Annotated in this window: 16 protein-coding genes and 2 pseudogenes; 12 read left to right on the plus strand and 6 right to left on the minus strand. The window is 70.8% G+C overall.

Features of this window, described 5'->3' with window-relative positions; all coding sequences use genetic code 11:
- Positions 1-88: 88 nt before the first annotated feature.
- The gene (locus ADL12_RS55975; RefSeq protein WP_062698105.1) at positions 89-1381 is read right to left on the minus strand and encodes a DUF4241 domain-containing protein; all 1293 of its coding nucleotides are present in this window, start codon (positions 1379-1381) and stop codon (positions 89-91) included.
- Positions 1382-1532: 151 nt separating this feature from the next.
- Here ADL12_RS55975 and ADL12_RS02880 point away from each other — a divergent pair, with 151 nt between their 5' ends.
- From ADL12_RS02880 to ADL12_RS02885, 3 genes and pseudogenes are all read left to right on the plus strand, one after another.
- Positions 1533-4484, plus strand: a complete 2952-nt coding sequence (locus tag ADL12_RS02880) for a type 1 periplasmic-binding domain-containing protein (protein WP_062698107.1) — start codon at positions 1533-1535, stop codon at positions 4482-4484.
- Between the two features lie 198 nt (positions 4485-4682).
- Positions 4683-4943 (plus strand): annotated as a pseudogene (locus ADL12_RS55980) (GNAT family N-acetyltransferase); the annotation flags it as partial.
- A 324-nt stretch (positions 4944-5267) separates the two neighbouring features.
- Positions 5268-6692 carry a Gfo/Idh/MocA family protein gene (locus ADL12_RS02885; RefSeq protein WP_062698109.1) on the plus strand — a complete coding sequence of 475 codons (1425 nt, stop codon included), beginning with the start codon at positions 5268-5270 and terminating at the stop codon, positions 6690-6692.
- Between the two features lie 118 nt (positions 6693-6810).
- Here the strand turns inward: ADL12_RS02885 and ADL12_RS02890 are convergent, their stop codons facing one another.
- Positions 6811-7242 (minus strand): hypothetical protein, encoded by a 432-nt coding sequence (locus tag ADL12_RS02890; protein ID WP_062698111.1) that lies wholly within the window; start codon positions 7240-7242, stop codon positions 6811-6813.
- A gap of 532 nt (positions 7243-7774) precedes the next feature.
- Here ADL12_RS02890 and ADL12_RS49530 point away from each other — a divergent pair.
- Positions 7775-8212, plus strand: a complete 438-nt coding sequence (locus ADL12_RS49530; RefSeq protein ID WP_425265061.1) for a subtilase-type protease inhibitor — start codon at positions 7775-7777, stop codon at positions 8210-8212.
- Positions 8213-8318: 106 nt separating this feature from the next.
- Here the strand turns inward: ADL12_RS49530 and ADL12_RS55985 are convergent.
- Positions 8319-8498 (minus strand): annotated as a pseudogene (locus ADL12_RS55985) (response regulator); the annotation flags it as partial.
- 825 nt (positions 8499-9323) lie between these two features.
- Here ADL12_RS55985 and ADL12_RS57990 point away from each other — a divergent pair.
- The gene (locus tag ADL12_RS57990) at positions 9324-9665 is read left to right on the plus strand and encodes a hypothetical protein (protein WP_159053061.1); all 342 of its coding nucleotides are present in this window, start codon (positions 9324-9326) and stop codon (positions 9663-9665) included.
- Positions 9666-9859: 194 nt separating this feature from the next.
- Here ADL12_RS57990 and ADL12_RS02900 read toward each other — a convergent pair whose 3' ends face one another.
- Positions 9860-11215 carry an FAD-dependent oxidoreductase gene (locus ADL12_RS02900; protein ID WP_062698133.1) on the minus strand — a complete coding sequence of 452 codons (1356 nt, stop codon included), beginning with the start codon at positions 11213-11215 and terminating at the stop codon, positions 9860-9862.
- A gap of 302 nt (positions 11216-11517) precedes the next feature.
- Positions 11518-12258 carry a class I SAM-dependent methyltransferase gene (locus ADL12_RS02905; RefSeq protein ID WP_062698115.1) on the minus strand — a complete coding sequence of 247 codons (741 nt, stop codon included), beginning with the start codon at positions 12256-12258 and terminating at the stop codon, positions 11518-11520.
- 218 nt (positions 12259-12476) lie between these two features.
- Between ADL12_RS02905 and ADL12_RS02910 the strand changes: the two genes are divergently transcribed.
- Complete coding sequence (locus ADL12_RS02910; RefSeq protein WP_062698117.1) at positions 12477-13166, plus strand: DUF1206 domain-containing protein; 690 nt, start codon at positions 12477-12479, stop codon at positions 13164-13166.
- A 28-nt stretch (positions 13167-13194) separates the two neighbouring features.
- The gene (locus ADL12_RS02915) at positions 13195-13629 is read left to right on the plus strand and encodes a hypothetical protein (RefSeq protein WP_062698119.1); all 435 of its coding nucleotides are present in this window, start codon (positions 13195-13197) and stop codon (positions 13627-13629) included.
- Positions 13630-13978: 349 nt separating this feature from the next.
- On the opposite strand, the gene ADL12_RS02920 is transcribed toward ADL12_RS02915, so the two are convergent.
- The gene (locus ADL12_RS02920) at positions 13979-14650 is read right to left on the minus strand and encodes a hypothetical protein (RefSeq protein WP_062698121.1); all 672 of its coding nucleotides are present in this window, start codon (positions 14648-14650) and stop codon (positions 13979-13981) included.
- 243 nt (positions 14651-14893) lie between these two features.
- Here ADL12_RS02920 and ADL12_RS02925 point away from each other — a divergent pair, with 243 nt between their 5' ends.
- The 5 genes from ADL12_RS02925 to ADL12_RS02945 all read left to right on the plus strand — a co-directional run.
- Complete coding sequence (locus ADL12_RS02925; protein WP_062698123.1) at positions 14894-15493, plus strand: 2'-5' RNA ligase family protein; 600 nt, start codon at positions 14894-14896, stop codon at positions 15491-15493.
- A 48-nt stretch (positions 15494-15541) separates the two neighbouring features.
- Entirely contained in the window at positions 15542-16090 is a 549-nt protein-coding gene (locus ADL12_RS02930; RefSeq protein ID WP_062698125.1) for a GNAT family N-acetyltransferase, read from the plus strand.
- Positions 16091-16223: 133 nt separating this feature from the next.
- Positions 16224-16826: a DUF6230 family protein gene (locus ADL12_RS02935; RefSeq protein WP_062698127.1), complete on the plus strand. Its 603-nt coding sequence runs from the start codon at positions 16224-16226 to the stop codon at positions 16824-16826.
- Positions 16823-17215 (plus strand): DUF6114 domain-containing protein, encoded by a 393-nt coding sequence (locus ADL12_RS02940; protein WP_159053062.1) that lies wholly within the window; start codon positions 16823-16825, stop codon positions 17213-17215. Before ADL12_RS02935 ends, ADL12_RS02940 begins: the two co-directional genes overlap by 4 nt.
- 1 nt (position 17216) lies before the next feature.
- The coding region (locus ADL12_RS02945; RefSeq protein ID WP_159053063.1) for a phytoene/squalene synthase family protein at positions 17217-18332 on the plus strand (1116 nt) is incomplete at its 3' end.

Below are 18332 nucleotides of genomic sequence, written 5' to 3' on the forward strand. Positions count from 1 at the left end.
AAGCCCGGCGATTCCGTGAACCGGGTGCCCTGGACCCGACGCGGCAGGACCAGACCGCGGCGGGGCAGCCCCAGCCCTGCCGCGTCCGCTACCCGTCCCGCTGCGATCGGTCGGGCAACAGCTCCTGATGGCGGAGGATCAACATGTCGGCGACGAGGCACGTGACCTCGCCGTCGGCGTCCCGGCCGATCCACACCGGGTAGGAGCCGTCTCCCATGCCGCTCGGGTAGACGATGAGGTTGCCCCCGGACTCCGGGTCGTCGAGGACGACGATGCCGTCGGTGTTGTCGTCGTGCGGGACGGTGTCCTCGCCGCCCGTGAGCCTGTCGGCCGCCGCGGCGTCGACGAAGCAGCCGGTGCCGGTGTCCACGCCGAAGCCGTAGAACTCGCCCTCCCGCAGCGTCCTCGGGTCCTGACCGGGGCGGAGCGCCAGCTCCCAAGCGACCGTCGGTTCGTCGGAGACGACGATGCGCGCCCCGGTGAAGTCCTCCATGTGCAGCGCCTTGCGCCAGTGCTCGGTCGGGTAGGACGCGGTCGCGATCTCCATGCGGTAGCTGCCGGGCGGTACGGCCACCGTGAACGGCTCGCCGGGATCGGTCCAGCCCGGGTCGCAGGCGACGACCCGGCCGGTCGGCAGCCGTAGCGATCCGGCGTCGATGACGCGCTCGACGGCGTACGGGCCGGTCGCGTGGTCGTCGGGCGGGGAGAACCGGGTGCCGGGCGTGAACATCTCCTCGAGGTGGCGAGGGCGCAGAGGGCTGGGCGGACGCCACCCGGGGGCGGTGACATGACCGTTCTCCTGGAGTCCCGCCGGGCCGTCCTGGTGGGGGGTCTCCGGGGTCTCCGTCGTGGCGTCCCGTAGGGCGACGTCGCGTACGAGCCCGCCGGTGGCCAGGGCAACCGCCCATCCCCAGTCGCCGAATGCGACGGCCGGCGCCCAACGCTGCGCGTCCGGCACATCGGCCGACGTGTGCGTCGAGCCGCCTCCGATCCCTCTCGGTTGGGAGACCTTCCGGCCCTTGCCGTCCGGGTAAAGGTCGATGAGGACGCGACCCGCGTTGTCCGCGAACTCCTTCATGTCCTCGGTGCCGTAGTGCCACTGAGCGATGTGGCGGCAGAAGAGCCGATCGGGTTCCAGGCGGCGCAGGTCGAACTCGCGGATGCGACGGCCCTGGTCGTCGTACGCCCACACGCCGAGGTAGTCGTGCGCCCATGCGATGGTCAGCACGGCGATCGGCTGGGGGCGCTCCGGCTCGCGCAGCACCACGGCGTACTGCTCGCCCGCGGCGTCCCGACTCGCGGCGAGGTCCCGGCTGATGGGTCCGAGGACCGTGCGGGAGGCGGCGTCCCAGTCCTCCCCGTACGTCACGTCAATGATCACGTTGATCTCAGCGTTGGAGTGGGCGTGTCCGTCACAGGCTCTGACAAGTTGTAGGAATTGCAACATCCGTACGGTGCAGCGCGTTTCGAGGTGGGTATCAGCGTCGGATCCGGCAGTGCCGGGTCGGGCGGATGCGACGGGGGCGGAGCGAGTGGCCAGAGAAGCATGGAGCGGCAGCGCCGGGATCGAGGCTGCCGACGCGGTGTTCGAGTTGATGAGACGGCTCATCGACAACTTCCGGGACAACCCGCCGGTGACACCGCTGGTGGTCCTTCAGGCCGGCGAGGAGGACGACACCGGCACCCTGGACCGACGGGTCGCGCAGGTCGTGGAGTTCGTCCGCCAGGGCCATCAGCCGCGGGGGCTGATCGCCACACGGCTGGACGGCGGAGGCGGCGAGGACGCGTACTCCTCGGCGATCGACATGGTGCGCCAGCTGTGCGAGCACCCCTGGGACAACCAGAACCATTCGCAGTACAAGCCGTTCGGCTTTCCGCGCTCGCGGCTGCTGCGCGCCATCGAGCAGGCCGCGCCGGAGGTCGGCGGTGACGTGAGCACGGTGTGGTCCGCCGCCCAACGCCGCGAACGGCTGATGCGGCGGCTGGCCGAGCTACGCTGGCGGCCGGGGCGTGATCCGGACGACACCGATGAGGACAGGCGCGTCTCGGCGCTGACGGACACCGTCGGTGCGGTGGTGAACCCGTCCGGTTTCGTGGGCGCGATGTTCATCGCCTGCCTGAGCGTGCTGCTCGGCGAGGGCGGGTGGCAGACGGCGGTGTGGGGTGGGGGCCTGGCGCTGGCGGCGTTCGGCGTGGCGCACCTGCTGGCGCGCAGCGCGCCGCCGCTGCTGTGGCTGCGCCGAGCCAGCCGGTGGTTCGCGACCACCACCTTCCTGGCGCCTTCGAGCGACCGGCCGGAGGCCGCCGAATGGTCCCGGTGGCGGCCGACGAAGTCCTGGGAGACGATCCGTGGCCGGGCCTTCGCCGTCGCCCAGCAGGTGGTGGCCGCCCAGGCGGGTGATGCGACGGCTCGTCAGTTCCATTTGGAGCTGCGTGTGCTGGCGTTGCTCGAGGATCTGCGCGAGAACTTCCGGCCCCGGACGATGGACCTGCGCCGCCGCAAGCGCACGGTACCGCCCGTGGTGTATCTGCCGTGTGCCACCGAGGACGACGGCGGCCTGCTGTTGCTGCGGGCGATCAGCAACGTACGCACCCGTCGCAGCGAGGTGGATCCGCTGCTGGTACTGGCCGCGATCCCGGCGGCGGAGCGGCTGCGGCCGCCGGGATCCGAGGACCCGGCGCGGCTCGCCGCACCGCACCCCGACGGGCCCGCACAGGACGATCCGGAGCGTGCCTTCGCGGCGGACGCCAGGTACCAGGAGTGGGTGACCGGCCTCAACGTCGGCCAGTCCCCCGGGCGTTCGGCCGCGCTGCCGTGGATCCTGTGGATACCGCTGTCCGCCGACGAGTTGCGCCGTCGGCACTCCGCGCAGCACTCCACCACCCGGATCCGCCGCACGGCTGCCTGGCTGCTGTGGTCCAGGCCCTGCCTGGCGGTGGTCCTCGCCATCGCCCTCGCCCTCGGTTTCCTCGGCAACCGGTGGATGGCACAGCGCTACTGCGAGGGCCGGCTGATCGGCTCCAACACGGACTCCGTTCTGGTGGGCGGCGAGTGTGTGGGGGTCGCGACCGGGGACGTACGGCTGGCCGCGGGCAACGGGCTGGAACTGTACGGGGCCGGCAAGGGCGTCACCTTCGACGCCGTCGAGCAGGCGATCAGGGCGGAGAACGCGAAGATCGGCCCCGCGGACAAGTACGTGACGATCGTCTACGCCGGCCCGGTCACCGCGGCGGACGAGTCCGACACTCGCAAGGGGCTCGAGGAGATCACCGGTGTCTACCTCTACCAGCACTACGCCAATGTGAGCACTCACCAGCCGACCAAGATAAGAGTGTTGCTCGCCAACGCGGGCGAGAACATGCTCCAGGTGCTGCCCATGGCCCGGCACATAGCGGAGCTGGCACGGCGCGATCGGTCGGTCGTCGGTGTCGTCGGCCTGGGACGCGACACCACGGAGAGCGACGACGCCGTGGAGATCCTCAAAGGCGCGGGCCTGCCCGTGGTGAGCACCACCAACTCCGGCAGCCATCTGGCGCGGAAGCTGTCGAACTGGTTCGGTCTGGCCGCCACCGACGAGGAGGAGGCGAACGCGCTGCTCGTCGTCGCCAGGCAGATCGCCCGGCGCGAGGACGGCGCCCGGGGCGTGGTGCTGGCCCGCAAGGTCGGCAGCGAGAAGGACTTCTACACGACCGAACAGGCAAGGGTGGGCAAGGAGATGCTGGACCGGGCCGGCTTCACGCCGCTGCCCTCCCGCTCCTACCGGCTGAGCCCCAACGGCGAACCGGAACTCACCGACCCGGTCGAGGACATCTGCGCGAGTGATCCGGTGCCCAGGGCCCTGTACTTCGCGGGCCGGGTGGAGGACGTGCCCAACCTGATGTCCCAGCTGGGCTCCACGCCCGGCTGTTCCGGCCGGCCCATCACCGTGTTCACCGGCGACGACCTGGCCAAGAGCAACTACGACGAGGGCGAGAGTCTGCGCATCCCTGCGGAGGTCACCCTCTACCACTTCGCGCCGGCACCGATGGACCTCGTCGGCGCGGTCGGCTTCTACGAGGACGCCCACGACGCGCTCGGCGACCTGCTCCCCGCGGGCGCGGCGGTGACCGCGCTCGACGATCCCGCCCGGCCCTGGGACGACGCCCTCTTCTCCAGCGGGCAGTCGGTACTGGCCTACAGCGCCACCGCGGTGCTGTACCGGGCCTCGAAGAACGGCGACGCCCCGCAGACCGCCCCGGAGACCTGGGCCGACCTGCGCTCGCGCCCCAACCCGAACCTACCGGTCGGCACGGTCAGCTTCGCCGGCAGCCAGCCCTACGCCGACCAGCGGGGACACGCCTACGAGATCGTGCGGGTGACCTACCGCGGCCCCCAGGTGCGCTCGGTCACGGTATGCGGGCGGCCGGCCGGCAGCGACGAACCGCTCTCCGCGCCGCCGGGCCGCAAGGACGCCGACCCGGACACGGTGTGCCACGAGGAGTGATCCCGCCGTCCCGGAGTGGGGGGGGGCGGTGGCCTGCGGGAGGAGTGTTGATGAGCGCGCTCAAGGCCACCGTGCGCAGTGTCCGGGTCTGCCTCACGTCCCGGGCCGTGGCCTGACCTCATCCTGTCCGCCCTCGCCGGGAGCGTGAGCTCGCCCGGGCGTCCACACGACGAGGCGCTGCGTGCCGACTCCTCCTGAATCGAGGGCCTGTCCCCCGTCTCCACGGACGAGCACGGCCGCCCCGTCGGCTACGCGCTGCTGACCCGCTGCCACATCGGCGACACCCCGGACCTGGGGCACCCGGCCTACTACCCCCGGTTCGGCTTCACCCGCGCCTCCGCCCACGGCATCGGCCTCACCATCGACGTACCCGACGAGGCCCTGATGGCCCTCACCCTGAACGCCGAGCACCCGCTGCCCAGCGGAACCGTCCGCTACGCCGCACCGTTCGGCATCTAGCCCGCGCCGGCCGACCGGGCGCCCAACTCCACCTTGTAACAGGCCGAATTCGCCGCTGGTCGACTCGTTGGTGGCGAAGTAGTGGGTGGCCTCATTGCAGGCAGTTGCCGTCGGAGGACATGGGGCCCAATGCGCTTTCGTCGAGCCGACGTTGATCGTACGGATCGGCACGGTGACGGCCCGTCGATGCTCGATCCTGCTCGGAACTGCTTTCTATCGAGCACATATTGACATGCACTCTCGGAGCCCGCAGAGTCATGCCCCGACAGTCCCGACAGTGCCCCGACAGTGATGCAAGCCACCCCACCGAGGAGTGTTGCCGTCATGTCCGAAACACCCGCTGTCTCACGCCGACTGCTCCTGGGCGGAGCCGTCGCCACCGGCGCGCTCGCGGCCGGGATGACCGCCGCGGCACCGGACGCCTCCGCCGCGACCGGACAGGCGCCCAGCCGCCGTCCCGGGCAGAAGTCGATGACCGGCGTGCCGTTCGAGGTCCACAGAACCGTCCGCGTCGGTGTCATCGGCCTGGGCAACCGCGGCGGAGGCATGATCACGGGCTGGGCGGCGGTACCCGGCTGCACCGTGACCGCCGTCTGCGACATCCGCGCCGATCGCGCGCGACGCGCCGCCGACCGCCTGGTGAGCAAGGGCGAACCCCGCCCCGCCGAATACGGCGGATCAGCCGACTCCTACGCGCGGATGCTCCAGCGCGACGACATCGACCTGGTGTACGTCGCCACGCCGTGGGAGTTCCACTACGAGCACGGCAGAGCCGCCCTGGCGAGCGGCAGGCACGCCGTGGTGGAACTCCCCGTCGCGACCGAGCTGCGCCAGCTGTGGGACCTGGTCGACACCTCCGAGCGCACCCGCAGGCACCTGCTCCTCGCCGAGAACTGCAGCTACGGCCGCAACGAACTGGCCATGCTGAGGATGGCGCACGCCGGTCTGTTCGGCGACATCACCAACGGCCACGGCGGCTACCTCCACGACCTGCGTGAGCTCCTCTTCTCCGACACGTACTACACCGACTCCTGGCGACGGCTGTGGCACACCCGCAGCACCGCGTCCCTGTACCCCATGCACGGGCTGGCCCCGATCGCGGCGGCCATGGACATCAACCGCGGCGACCGGATGACCACCCTGCGCGCCACCGCGACCGCCCCGAAGGGACTGGCCGACTACCGCGAGCGCTTCATCCCCCAGGACCACCCGTCCTGGAAGGAGACGTACATCAACGGTGACCTGGTCACCTGCCTCATCGAGACGGAGAGGGGCAGGGTCGTCCGAGCCGAGCACGACGTGAGTTCACCCCGGCCGTACAGCAGGATCAACACCCTCGCCGGCAGCCGCGGGATCGTCGAGGACTACGCCGGACCCGCCCCGACCGGCGCACGCGTCTATCTCGAACCGGACCATGGCGGCCACACCTGGCGCGACTTCGCCGACTACCGCAAGGAGTTCGACCACTGGCTGTGGCAGAAGGTCGGCGACGACGCCGCGAACAACGGCGGTCACGGCGGCATGGACTACGTCCTGCAGTGGCGCACCGTCCAGCTGATGCGTGCCGGGCTGGTGCCCGACATCGACGTGTACGACTCGGCTGCCTGGTGCGCGGCGGTCCCCCTGAGCGCCGCATCGCTGGCGAGGCAGGGCCGACCGGTCGAGATCCCCGACTTCACCCGCGGAGCCTGGGCCGGCAGACGACCCGGACTCGACTCCAGCCCCACGGACATGCCGCCCGTCGGCTGAGGGGTGCCGCGCCGAAGCCTTCCGCCGTCGCGGCGCCGGGTCCAGCGGAACCGGTCCCATTCGGAGCTGAGCGCGATCCTTCGCAGCTGATCCCTCGTCAGAGCCGGGGTCGATCGGGTCAGGGTGCCATGGGTGCCGGGGTTGAAGGCGCTGATCTATCCGGACCGTGGTCATGTCCATTCGGGTCGGGCAGCCAAGTGGTGACGCAACTGTCGAACTGGTAGTCCGAGCTCTTGGTCGGACAGCCGATGGTCAGCTCGGACTGGGCACCGGCCTCGAACCGGCTGAAGCCGATGGTGAGGGCGGCGGGGCCGTTGCCGTCGTCGTAGACCACCGTGGCGTGCGGGCCGAGTTCTTCGTACAGATGCTTTCCGTCCGGCTCGGTGACCTTGGCCTCCGGCAGCAGGTCCTTGAGCGTGGAGATCAGGTCGGCCGTGGAGGTGGGTCGGGGGCCGGCGTCGCGGAGGAATGGCGCGGGCCGGGCGTATCCCCGGCCAACAAGGCCTTGCCGCCTGCGGCGAACGCGATTCCGGCCGCGGCGACCCGCCACCGCAGCCGCCCTCGCATCATCCCGGCAGCGACGAGATCGCGCCGATCCGCGGGGACGCCGACGCCTTGCGAGGCATGGCTGAGCGCCCTTCGAAAGGGTTCTCGTCACTATCCAGGCCGATGGCCGCAGCAACTGCCGGACCGCGGCCGGCCCACAGTTTTCCGTGGGCCGGCATGCAATGGGGCCTCGAACGGTGTCTGTCCGCGTTGCGAGCGACCATGAGGACACGGGACCTGGGACCTGGCGGCGCGGTTTGCGCGCCACCTCGGCCTGCCGGCGGACCCCCTCGGGCGGCGGTCGCCTTCGAAAGCCCCTCGTCGGCCGCCACCGTGTAGCCGAGCAGCTCTGAGCTGCTGCCCCGCCGAAAACCACGCAACAAATTTCAGGCCATTTCATACCCAGGCACATCGGCCACGCCTTCAACCGGCAAACGAAATGGAACCCCTCTCACCTCCTCGACCATGGGGACAACAAGTCGGGTACTTCAAGGCATCGAACACCCCAAACAGAAGGGAGTTGCACGATGCGACCAATGACACGCTGGGCCATGACAGGAGTCCTGCTCACCACGGCTCTCGCCGGTCCGCTGAGCATGCCCGCCCACAGCGCGCCCGGCTCCGCACCGGCCTCGCTGTACGCCCCGTCGGCGCTGGTCATGACCACCGGCCATGGAGAGAAGGCCGCCACCACAGCACCGGAGCGCGCGGTGACGGTGAACTGTGCGTACACCACCTCGGGAACTCACCCCGATCCGCGACAAGCCTGCGCGGATCTGGACCGCGTGAACGGGGACCTCGACCGCTTGGCCACCCTCCGCGGGAATGAGGCGGGACAACCCTGCACCAAGGAATATCGCCCCGTTGTCGTCACCATTCAAGGTGTATGGCGTGGTACACGCATAAACTATGAGCACACCTTCGCCAATCCTTGCATCAAGGAAACTCAGGGGGCTGCGGCATTTGCCTTCTGAGCCACCACGGCCGAGGTAAAGCCTCACATCGACGGGGCGGGGCGCACACTGGCGGGCGGCCCGCCCCTTCGGTGAGGGCGGGGCGGGGTCGGCGCAGGTTGGCCACGGGGGTGGAGGTGAGGCGGCGGGTGGCTTCCACGCCGTCGATGCCCTCGCCCAGCTGCAGATCCATCAGCACCACGTCCGGGACGAGCTTCGCGGCCGGCGCGAACGCCTCCTCGCCGGTGCGCCGGCCTCGCCGACGACCTCAATGTCTGTCTGGTGCGCTGTCGAGCAGGGCGAGCAGACCGGCGCGTACGACGGCGTGGTCGTCGCAGACCGCGCCCGCATCGCGGGCAGTCCGTAGCCGTCGTCGGCGACGTCCAGGACCACCGCGTCGTGGCGTTGTCGGCGGCGGCGTGTTCACGGACGTTGGCCAGGGCGCCCTGCGCAATGCGCAGCAGGGCGGACTGGACCTGGTCGGGCAGCTCGGGGAGGCGCCCGTCGTCGACGTGGACCTATGTCTACCCGGACGGCCCGGCGCGCCTCGGGGAGGCTCACCGGCCTGTCGACTCTCCGCTCCCCCAGCGTGCCCCGAAATCCAGGTGCCTTCCGACGAACGCCTCGACTACGGTGAGCATTGTTCAGGTGCGCAGGCTGTGGCTACTTCGCCTCTCAAGCGGGTGACGCGGGTTCGAATCCCGTCGCCGGCGCCATGCCGGTGTCGTCCAGCGGCCCAGGACACCTACAGTGCGCCGCCGCCGACCTCGATCTCTGAACGCCCACGGCACGAGCCGCCCGCCACGGGAAACCGGCGGGCGGCTTCAGGAGCTTCCTGGCGCATGGGCGGCTGATGTCGATCCCACGTCGATCCCACCGCATAGTGGTGTGACAAGGGGAAACTCGGACTGAGAACCGTTGATGACGCGCGGAGGGAGAATACGCGATGAGTCAGCACAGGACGAGTTCTTCACATCTTCCTCAGCCGTTGCGGACCCTTGGTTCCGGGCTCCGCCGCTTGCCCGGCGCGGGGCAGGTGAGCAGGGTCGCCGACGGCGCGCTGGATCGGATTGGAGCGGTCTCGCCGCGCGGACGGCGGATCGCTGTCTATACCGGAGCCGGGGTGCTCGGCGTGGCCGGCGTGGTGGAATGGCCGCTGGCTGTCACCGGCGCGGCCGTCGCCTGGCTGACCCAGCCGCGCCCGCACCAGGACGCACCAGGGGAAACGGCTCAGGACGACATGGCGCAGCAAAGCGGGCGGCCGGCTGCGGTCGGGCCCGGCAATGTCCCCGCTGGAACTGCCGACACCGTGTCGGAGTCCCAAGGTCCCGGCGCCAGGCTGGCCCCCTCCCACTTCCAGCACGACCACCCTGAGCACGGCAGGCACGATCAACCCGCCAAGGTCGGTGATCCTGCCACGACGTCGGCGCTCAAGAAGGTCGCGGAGGCCTCCGCACACCACGACGGGCCGTAGGCATCCGACTCGTCAGCAAACGATCGGTCCCCGAAGCAACCGCAACGGGTGGCTGCCCTTCCGCGACGCCCGCCGCAACTCCCTCACCACACGCCACGAAGTCGTCCAGATCTGACGGGCCCGCGTCGCCTCCGCCCCAGTGGTCAACGCGGGCCCATCTCCAGCCATGGTGTCCGGCCAAGTGCCGGCCTCGCTCAGACCCCCGGTCCCTCCGGTGTCGCCGGCGGCTCGGCAGGGGTCGTGGCCGGTGGGTGGAAAAGGACGGCTCGGGCCACAGGCGGGGCGAACAGGGCGGTGACGGGCGCGGAGAGGGTCAGTACGGCACGGAAGGCGCGCCCTACGACGGGGTCGCCGGGGGCGCGCTCCTGGACGCGCTGCAGGTACCAGCCGGCAGCACGGTCCGCGGTCCCGCCGGCCACCGCGTTGCCGACCGCGCCCGGCATCTTGCGGTCCGCCCCGGCGGAGATGTCCCACGCCTGCTGGGACGCCGTAAGGAGTGCCCGCTGCACGCGCCGCGTCGTGGGGGTCCGGCGTGGATCGGCCAGCGCATCGCGCAGAGCGACCGCGCTCATCGCGGCGACGGCCATGCCCTGCCCGTAGATCGGGTTGAAGGTGCACAGGGCGTCGCCGGTGGCGACGAATCCGGCCGGGCAGCTGCCGGGCGCGTCGTAGCGGCGCCGGGCATTGGCGGTCCGTCGGTAGCCGAACGCCGGTGAGAGCGGTTCGGCCTCGCTCAGCCACCGGTGCAGGAGTGGATGCGGCAGCCTCTTGGTGTAGGTCACGAACTCGTCGTCGTCCGTGGGCGGTTCGTCACCGCGCAGGCCCGAGACGATGACCAGATGGCTGCCGTCCTCCAGTGGCAGCGCACCGCCGGCGTGGACCTGGTCGGGGCTCGGGTAGACGTAGTAGCCGACGGTGTCGCCGTCGAGGACGCCGCTCCTGCCGCGGTAGATGCGCGAGGCGTACGCAAGCCCCGTGTCGATGGTCTCCTCGTGCGGCGCCTCGGCCCCGATGGCCGTGAGCCACTGCGGGGCCTTCGTGCCGCTGCCGGAGGCGTCGACGACCAGGTCGGCCTCGAGGGCCCGCTGCTCCCCGCGGGCGTCGCCGGAGCGGTCCCGCAGCAGCACGCCCCGCACGCGCGAGGCGTCACCGAGGAGCCCTACGACATCCGTCCCCTCCACCACGCTGATCACCGGGTTGGCCAGAACCCGCCGCCGTACCAGCTCCTCGAGCTGCGCGCGGGAACCGGTGTAGATGTGCGTCGTCGCGGGCGTCCGGCGGAACCAGCGCCCGTTCTGCCACAGCACCATGTCCGAGGGCATGCCCACCCGCGGCGCGCCCGCCGCCCGCAGCTCCGCCAGGAAGCCCGGCAGCAGCGACTCCAGGGCCACCTGCCCGGCATCCAGCAGGACGTGCGGATGCCGGCCCTGCGGTACGCCCGGCCGCGGCCCCGTCCCTTCCGGGAACCGGTCGCGCTCCACGACGGTCACCCGGTCGGCGTGCCCGGCCAGAACGTGCGCCGCGAGCATCCCCGCGAGACTCCCGCCCACCACGACCGCATGCCGCCCACCCCGGCCACTGCCCACGCCCCAACCGTCCTTTTCTCCGGCAGAGTTCACCGAGCCGCTCCCCTGATCGCCACGTCGCAAGAAGGCACCAGTATCCCGCTCCGCAGGAGCGGTTGACCGCGTTCAAGCCCTTTTACGCCTCCCCGAGTACACCCATCCGCCCCCGGCCCCGGCCCCCAGTGGGAGGAGCGGCATTCCACGCAGCCGGCCGAGCAGAGATGGAGCACGTCGGCGCGCGTCGCAGCGATGCCAGGGGTCGGGTCACCGGGAGGTCCGGTCGGTCGTCAGGCGCGGCAGCGCAGCATCTCCAGTGGGGGGTTGGCGAGGAAGTCCGCCCAGAAGTCCGCACCGAACTTGCGCATGCCGGCGTCGGACACTTCCAGGGGGACCCACGTCAATTCGCTGAATCCGGCCGCCCGCAGAGACTCTTCGTAGACCTCGCGGCGCGGGGCGGCGGCGATGATGCTGATCGGCGGGTCGAGCAGCGCCGTGACCCGGAAGCGCGGTCCGGTCTCGGTCTCCTCGCCGGTCGGCTCGCAGCGGAAGCCGTACTTCTCCAAGGACAGCCCGTCGGCGCGGAAGTCGGGTGACTGGGCGAGCACGAAGAACTCGGCGCCGGGCACCAGGCTGTGGTGCACGTTGCGGCACATCCGCTCCATGTCGGCGACGTCCTGAGCGTAGTTGAGCATCTGGACTCCCGTGGCAACGTCGAAGCGCCGCCCGAGGGAACGTGGTTCGGACACGTCGCCCACCTCGTAGCGCACACCCAGCGGCTCGTGCTCCTCCAACTTCTGTGCGGCGGCGATCATTTCGCCGGAGATGTCGATGCCGAGCACCTCCGTGGCGCCACGCCTCTTGAACTCCCGGCTGTAGAAGCCGGTGCCGCAGGCGAGGTCGAGGACCGACTTGCCGCGTACGTCCCCGACCATGGCCAGGAAACCGGGCACCTCCGCATACTGCGTCAGCGGCAGGGACTTGAAGCCCTCGAACGCCTCACCGATCTCGTCGTACTGCTGCACGCTCATCGTGGTGTCCTCCCATGTGCTTGGTCATGTCGTCGGCCTCGGCCGCCCGTCCCTGGGCACGCCGCGACCTCTGGCGGGAAGTCTCCTCGCGCCCCAACGCACCGTCGTACTGGCAGAAGCCACGAAGATGCGGGCACCGTCCCGGCATCCTGTACGAGCAGCGCGCCGATGGCGGAGGTGCACACGGGCCGCGAAGCGACTGCTCATCGTCGCCGTTCATGCCGAGTGCGTTGGCACGGACCGGACGGTTGCGGGCCCGGCGGGCGGCGCGGGGTCCGGTCACCGAGGGGGCGGCGCAGGCGGGCCTCGCCGCCCGGGGCGTGATCTGTCTGCTCGTCGGTGCGCCGGCGCTGCAGATCGCCTTCGGCGACACGAACGAGCAGGCCGACCGCACAGGAGCCTTGGCGGAACTGTCGCGGAAGCCTTTCGGCGCGGTGCTGCTGTGGGTGCTGGGCATCGGACTCGTCGGCATGGCTCTGTGGCGGCCGCCCGAGGCGCTCTTCGGCTCCGTCGGGCAGGACGGCCGCAGCGCACGCAAGCGGCTGCCGGCGACCGTGCGTTTCGCGTTCTACGTCTTCGTCGCCCACGGCTGGATCGGTGTACGGGCGCTCCGGCGCAAGTACCACGACAAGCTCAGACTCGGGCAGATGAGCCACCGGACACGGCAGCTGGTGGATGTCACCGGCGTGGCGGGCGGCGCCGCCCGCGGGCTGGTGTTCGCCGCGGCCGGCGTCTTCGCCGTCCGCGCGGCCATCGATTACGAAACCGACCGGGCCAAGGGGCTGGACGACACCCTGCGCACCTTCGCCGACACCCCGCTCGGCCCTTGGCTGCTGGTCTGCGTCGCGGCCGGGCTGATGCTGTTCGGTGTGTTCTCCTTCGCCATGGCCCGCTGGCGACGCGTCTGAGCCGCGCCCTACGGGGAACACGGAGCGGATGAATGAATCCGAGATTCCGCATGGCGACGGCCGGCCCGTGGACGTGTACCTGGACCTCCTGCGCATCCGGATGGACACGGAGGATTACCGCCTTCTGCTGCGCGTGGTGGAACCCGCCCTCCAGGCGATCGAAGAGGAGCGCCTCTCCAGTCTCGACCTCGCGCTCGGCACGGGGGACGGCGACGAGCTGCCCCAGGAGGTCCGTGAGGAGGCCGCGCTCGTCATCGCCACCGCCATGACCGGCCGCCTGGACAACGAAGTGATCGAGATCGATGTCGAGGAGACCGGCCCGGTCAGGATCGTCACGGACGCGACCACCGCTTCCGACCCCGTCCGCCTCGGCGAGATCGCCGACTACATCAGGGAACGGCACAGGCAGACGGAGGAGCTGCGCGGCATCGCCGAGGTGAGCGGGCTGCCCACGGACTTCTGAACGTCAGCGGCAGCGACAGCGACACGTCAGTGCAGGTCCCCCGGCCGGCCGACGACAACCCCTGTCTCAGCGTCGCCGGCCACGGTGAACAGCAGCGCCCTGTCCGTGCCGCAGTGTCAGCAGCCCAACACTGTCGGTTGCGTCAGACGCCAGGTCGGCCAGCCGCTCAGCTTCCAGCCGGCGAGGCGGGTGACGGCGGGGGCCGTCACCCGGAACAAAGCGACGGACCTCCGATCGAGCTGGTCACGCAGTCCGGCCCTCCGCGCTCAGGACGGAACACGATTGCGTCGTACGCGTAGGGAGCGAGCCCGGGTAGCGTGACTCGTCCGCTTCGCGGAGGTGGGCCGGATCAGCCGCCGCGGGTGAAGACCTTGTCCTGGGTCGAACCGGTGGAGCAGAGCTTCTTCTCGGCGGCCGTCATCTTGCGGGATTCGACCACGACCGCGCTGTGCTTGCCGTCCGTGCCGTTCGGGGCGGGGCCGGTGATCACGTCGGGCACGAACCAGTAATAGTGGCCCCACTTGGGGTCGTCGTAGTGGGTCTGCCACGTGCCGGCTATCTGCTGCATCACCTGGGCGCGGGAGATCCAGCCCACCTCGCCCGGCTGGACGTTCACCGTGAAGGAACTCGTCTCCGTGTGCGAGCTCTGCCACGTGTAGTTGTACGTCGCGGTCACACTGGCGGTGATGATGCCCTCGATGCCTCCACCGGCGGTGACCGAGCCTCCCACCGAGTGGGAGGAGCCCACGGTGTCCGCCCAGGACATCGACTGGGAGGCGGGCGAGGCGGTGCAGTTGTAGAGCAGTTCGGAGACCTGGCGGGGCTCGCCGACGTAAGCTTCGCCGATTTCCGGGGAGTTGAAGCTGCACTTGCCTTCTCCGGAAGCGCAGTCGGCCATGATCTGCTCCGCGGTGGGCTGCTCATCGGCCACAGCGGGCACGGCCGCCGCGATCACCCCGAGCGTGGTCGCTGTCAGCGCCAGCGTGCGGCCGCCGTACCGCAGTGCGCGGTTCATCGTCATCGTTGTTGCCTCTTACCGTACGTGGGGGACGGTGACCACGTGGCCCCTGTTCCGATGGGGCTTGCGGTCACCGCTTGGTGCCCACGAGGCTCACGTAACCGACGGCTGAGCTACACCAAGAACTGGCAAAGTTGCACTTGATTCCAGAACTGATGCACAGTCAATTGCATTGCCAGCACATAGATTTGAGCTCGGCGAGCGAGTCTTCGCCTTCTTGAGGGGTTCATTTGGGACCATGGCCAGGTGGACGGGAATCCGGCTTTCGGCGGGGCCGAGCCGATGGATGCGCTCGAGGTGGCGCCGACGGCCCGGACGGCGGTGGCGTGGCTGCCGCCGCGGGAGCTCTGGCCGGCCATTCAGGACATCCGTTTGGAGCACGATCCGCAGGTACGGCGCTGGCCACCGCATGTGAATCTGCTGTTCGGCTTCGTGCCGGAGGAGGAGTTCGACCGGGCCGTACCACTGCTCTCCGCCGCCGCGGCGCAGAGCGCGACATTCACGGCGCGCCTGGCCGGTGTGCGGTACTTCCGGCACCGGCACTACGCGACGGTCTGGCTCGATCCGGCCGCGTCGGACGCGGCGCCATGGGCCCGTCTCCACCGAGAGCTGCAGCTGCGGTTCCCGCTCTGTCACGGGCGCGGCGGCCGCTTCACCCCGCATCTGTCCCTCGGCCGCACCCAGGACCCGAAGCACCTGGCGACCGAGTGTGCCGTCCGGCTCGGCACGCTGTCGGCGTCGGTCGAGGACGTGGTTCTGCTCTCCCGCCGCGGCGAGGAACCCATGCTGCCCCGGGCCGTGATCACACTGGGAACGGGCGAGGTCCGCCACCCCCGCACGCACTGAGTGTCCGTCTCTCGGATCACTCTCACGGGCGGGCGACAGGTGGCCGCCATGACTGAACTCGGGCCCGTCGCCTGGCCACCTGCCCCGATAAGGACCGAACGGCTCGTGGTCCGCGGGTCCGAGGCCCGGGACCGTGCGGCTTTCATCGAGCTGTTCGCATCGCCAGAGGTGGGCACCTTCATCGGTGGGCCTCGACCGCGTGATGAGCTCGAACGCGCGGTGCCTGAGGTGCCCGGGCGGCGCCCTGGCCTTTTCGTGATCGATCTCGACGGGGCGATGATTGGCATGATCACGCTCGATCGGCGCGACGCAGAGCGCCCGGGTCACGTCCGTCCGGATGCCGGGGAGGCCGAGCTCGGCTACATGTTCCTGCCGGAGGCGTGGGGATGCGGGTACGCCGCCGAGGCGTGCGCAGCGGCACTCGACTGGTTCGCCGACGCGCTTCCCGGCGAGCCGGTGGTGCTCTGCACCCGGACCGCCGACGACCGCGCGATGCGCCTCGCGGCGAAGCTGGGGTTCACCGAGGTGGAGCGGTTCGAGGAGTACGGCGCCGAGCAGTGGTTCGGTGTGTGGTCCTCGGTCACCCCGTCCGACTGAGCGGAACACCACGACGAGGCGGGCGACGGCGGGACTGACGGCCAAAACCCCGGCGCGGCAACCGGCCGCGGAGTCGTATCAGCCGATCGTGGGTTTGGCGGTACTTCGGTCCGGGACAGTCGTTGGGTCGGTCGTGATCGACAATGACTTCCCTGTGATGGCCAGCGGCGGGCGGACAAGTCGCCTGCGGTTCGCTCTGGCGCTGGCTCCCCTGCTCGTGGGTGCCTCGGTCCTGTTGGCCGGGAGCGCGGCAGGGGCCGTGTCCGTGGCGTTCGCGGGGGAGGTTCCGGTCACGGTGCATGCCGCGCGGGTGTCCGCATCGGGTGTGTCGGCCTCCCCGGCCGCCTCGGGCCGTGGCGGACTGCTGCCGGCGCTGGCGACGCGGGTGGAGCAGGCCACCGTGGAGGATGCCTGCGTCACCTCCACCGCCCACCTGCCGGTCGTCGGAGCGGTGACGGCCGTCGTACGTATCGAGCGAGCCTCCGCCACTGGCCTGACGGTGGAGGCGGGCAAGGCCACGGCCCGGTCGGTGAAGCTCTCCGGCGCGAAGTTCGACACCCCGCGGGTGTCCCTGGACCGGCCCACGGGCCTGTTCACCGTCGGCGCGCAGAAGGTCAGCGGCAGCACGGTGACCACGCAGCCGCATGCCTTCACCGCCGGGACGATCACGTCCCGGGGTGTCTCCATCGATGTGCGCCGGGGTGCGGCCGGCTGCGAGCCCAGAGCGGCCCGATGAGTACGGCGATGCGGCCTGGCCGGCGGTCCGCTCGGCAAGGGTGGCGGCGGAGCCGGCCGTTCGCGGCAGGGCTGCTGTTGGGCCTCGGCGGGCTGGAGTTGATCTGCGTCTCCTGGGTGGGGCTTGGCTTCTTGCAGTTCACCGGTACCGCGGGCGCCGCCTCATGGGCGCTCGGCTCGCTGTTCGTCGTCGCCGGTGTGACGACGTGGCACAACCCGGCCCTGCGCTACTTCTCCGGCGTCCTGGCCGCAGTGCTGTCCCTGGTGAGTCTGGTCGCCGCCAACCTCGGCGGCCTGCTGTTGGGCTTCCTGCTCACCGCCGTCGGCAGTGCCTTGGCCCTGGCCTGGATCCCCCAGCAGGCGGCTGCGACCCCAGAAGAGGAGGCGTGAGGTGAGGTCTCTGTCCGTGTCCCCCGCCCTGGTCTATCAGCGCAGCGGCATCCACGACGCGGCCCTGCGCCGCGGCTACGAGGCGTGCCGCCGCGCCACCCGAGCGACGGGCCAGATCGAGTACGCCGTCTCGCTGCTGCTTCCGCCGCCGTTGCGGACCGCCACATGGGCTCTGTACGGCGCCGTACGGGCCGTGGACGACCTGGCCGACGTAGTCGACGCATCCCACGCAGCAGACGCGGGGCGGGCCGGGCGGCTGGAGGCGTGGATCTCGGCGTTCGACGCCGACCTGCGCGACGGCCGCAGCAGCGACCCGGTACGGCAGGCGCTGATCCACACCATGCTGACCTGGAACCTGCCGCCGGGATTCCTGCACACGGTCTTCGAGGAGCTGCGCCAGGACGTCCACGGGCGGCAGTTCGCCACGTGGCAGGAGTGGCGGCGTTACAGCAGCCTGGTCAACACGCCGTTCTGGTTGCGCGCGGGCTCACTGCTGCTGCGGGTCGCGGGCCTGTCCACCGAGCCGGAGGCGATCGCGGCGGGCGTGCCCGACGCGGCGGTGGCGTGGCAGACCGCCGTCGACGGCCTCTACCTCACCGACGCCCTCGTCGACCTCTCCGAGGACCTGGGCCGCGGCCATGTACCGCTTCCGCAGGAAGCCCTGGACGAGGCCGGGGTACGCCGCGCGGACCTGCTGGCCCGGCGCGCCACGCCGGCGTTCGAGGAACTGGTGCGCCGCCTGGCCGACCGGGCCCACGCATGGCTGGACCGCACCCCGCTCCCACCGGTGCTGCATCCGGCGGTCGGCGTCGCGCTCGGCGCCTACACCGACTTGTACCGGCTGCGCCTGAAGCTCGCGGCCGATGCCCCCGCATCGCTGCTGCACCACCGCCCGGCCATGCCGCGCAGCGCCCGGCTGCGCCTGCTGTTGCCCGCCCGGGCGAAAGCGGCGCTGGCCTGGAGCCTGTTTCCCTTCCCCATCCGGCCCTGTCCACCGGAACTCGCACCGCCGGACGCGCCCGAAGCAGCCGGCTGGACCGAGGAGATGCGCTCGGGCGCCGCTCAGCGGCGTCCGACGGTCCCCCCGCCCCCTCACCTGTCCGGCGCCCGCCCGCCC

Origin of the sequence: Streptomyces regalis, from assembly GCF_001509475.1 — a bacterium.
In the GTDB taxonomy this organism is placed as follows: Bacteria; Actinomycetota; Actinomycetes; order Streptomycetales; family Streptomycetaceae; genus Streptomyces; species Streptomyces regalis.

Coding starts and splice junctions, on each gene's coding strand:
- ADL12_RS02920 (WP_062698121.1), bottom strand. CDS start 14,650: ATGACGATGAACCGCGCACTGCGGTACGGCGGCCGCACGCTGGCGCTG.
- ADL12_RS49530 (WP_425265061.1), top strand. CDS start 7,775: ATGACACGCTGGGCCATGACAGGAGTCCTGCTCACCACGGCTCTCGCC.
- ADL12_RS02940 (WP_159053062.1), top strand. CDS start 16,823: ATGAGTACGGCGATGCGGCCTGGCCGGCGGTCCGCTCGGCAAGGGTGG.
- ADL12_RS02885 (WP_062698109.1), top strand. CDS start 5,268: ATGTCCGAAACACCCGCTGTCTCACGCCGACTGCTCCTGGGCGGAGCC.
- ADL12_RS02930 (WP_062698125.1), top strand. CDS start 15,542: ATGACTGAACTCGGGCCCGTCGCCTGGCCACCTGCCCCGATAAGGACC.
- ADL12_RS02915 (WP_062698119.1), top strand. CDS start 13,195: ATGAATGAATCCGAGATTCCGCATGGCGACGGCCGGCCCGTGGACGTG.
- ADL12_RS02910 (WP_062698117.1), top strand. CDS start 12,477: ATGCCGAGTGCGTTGGCACGGACCGGACGGTTGCGGGCCCGGCGGGCG.
- ADL12_RS02905 (WP_062698115.1), bottom strand. CDS start 12,258: ATGAGCGTGCAGCAGTACGACGAGATCGGTGAGGCGTTCGAGGGCTTC.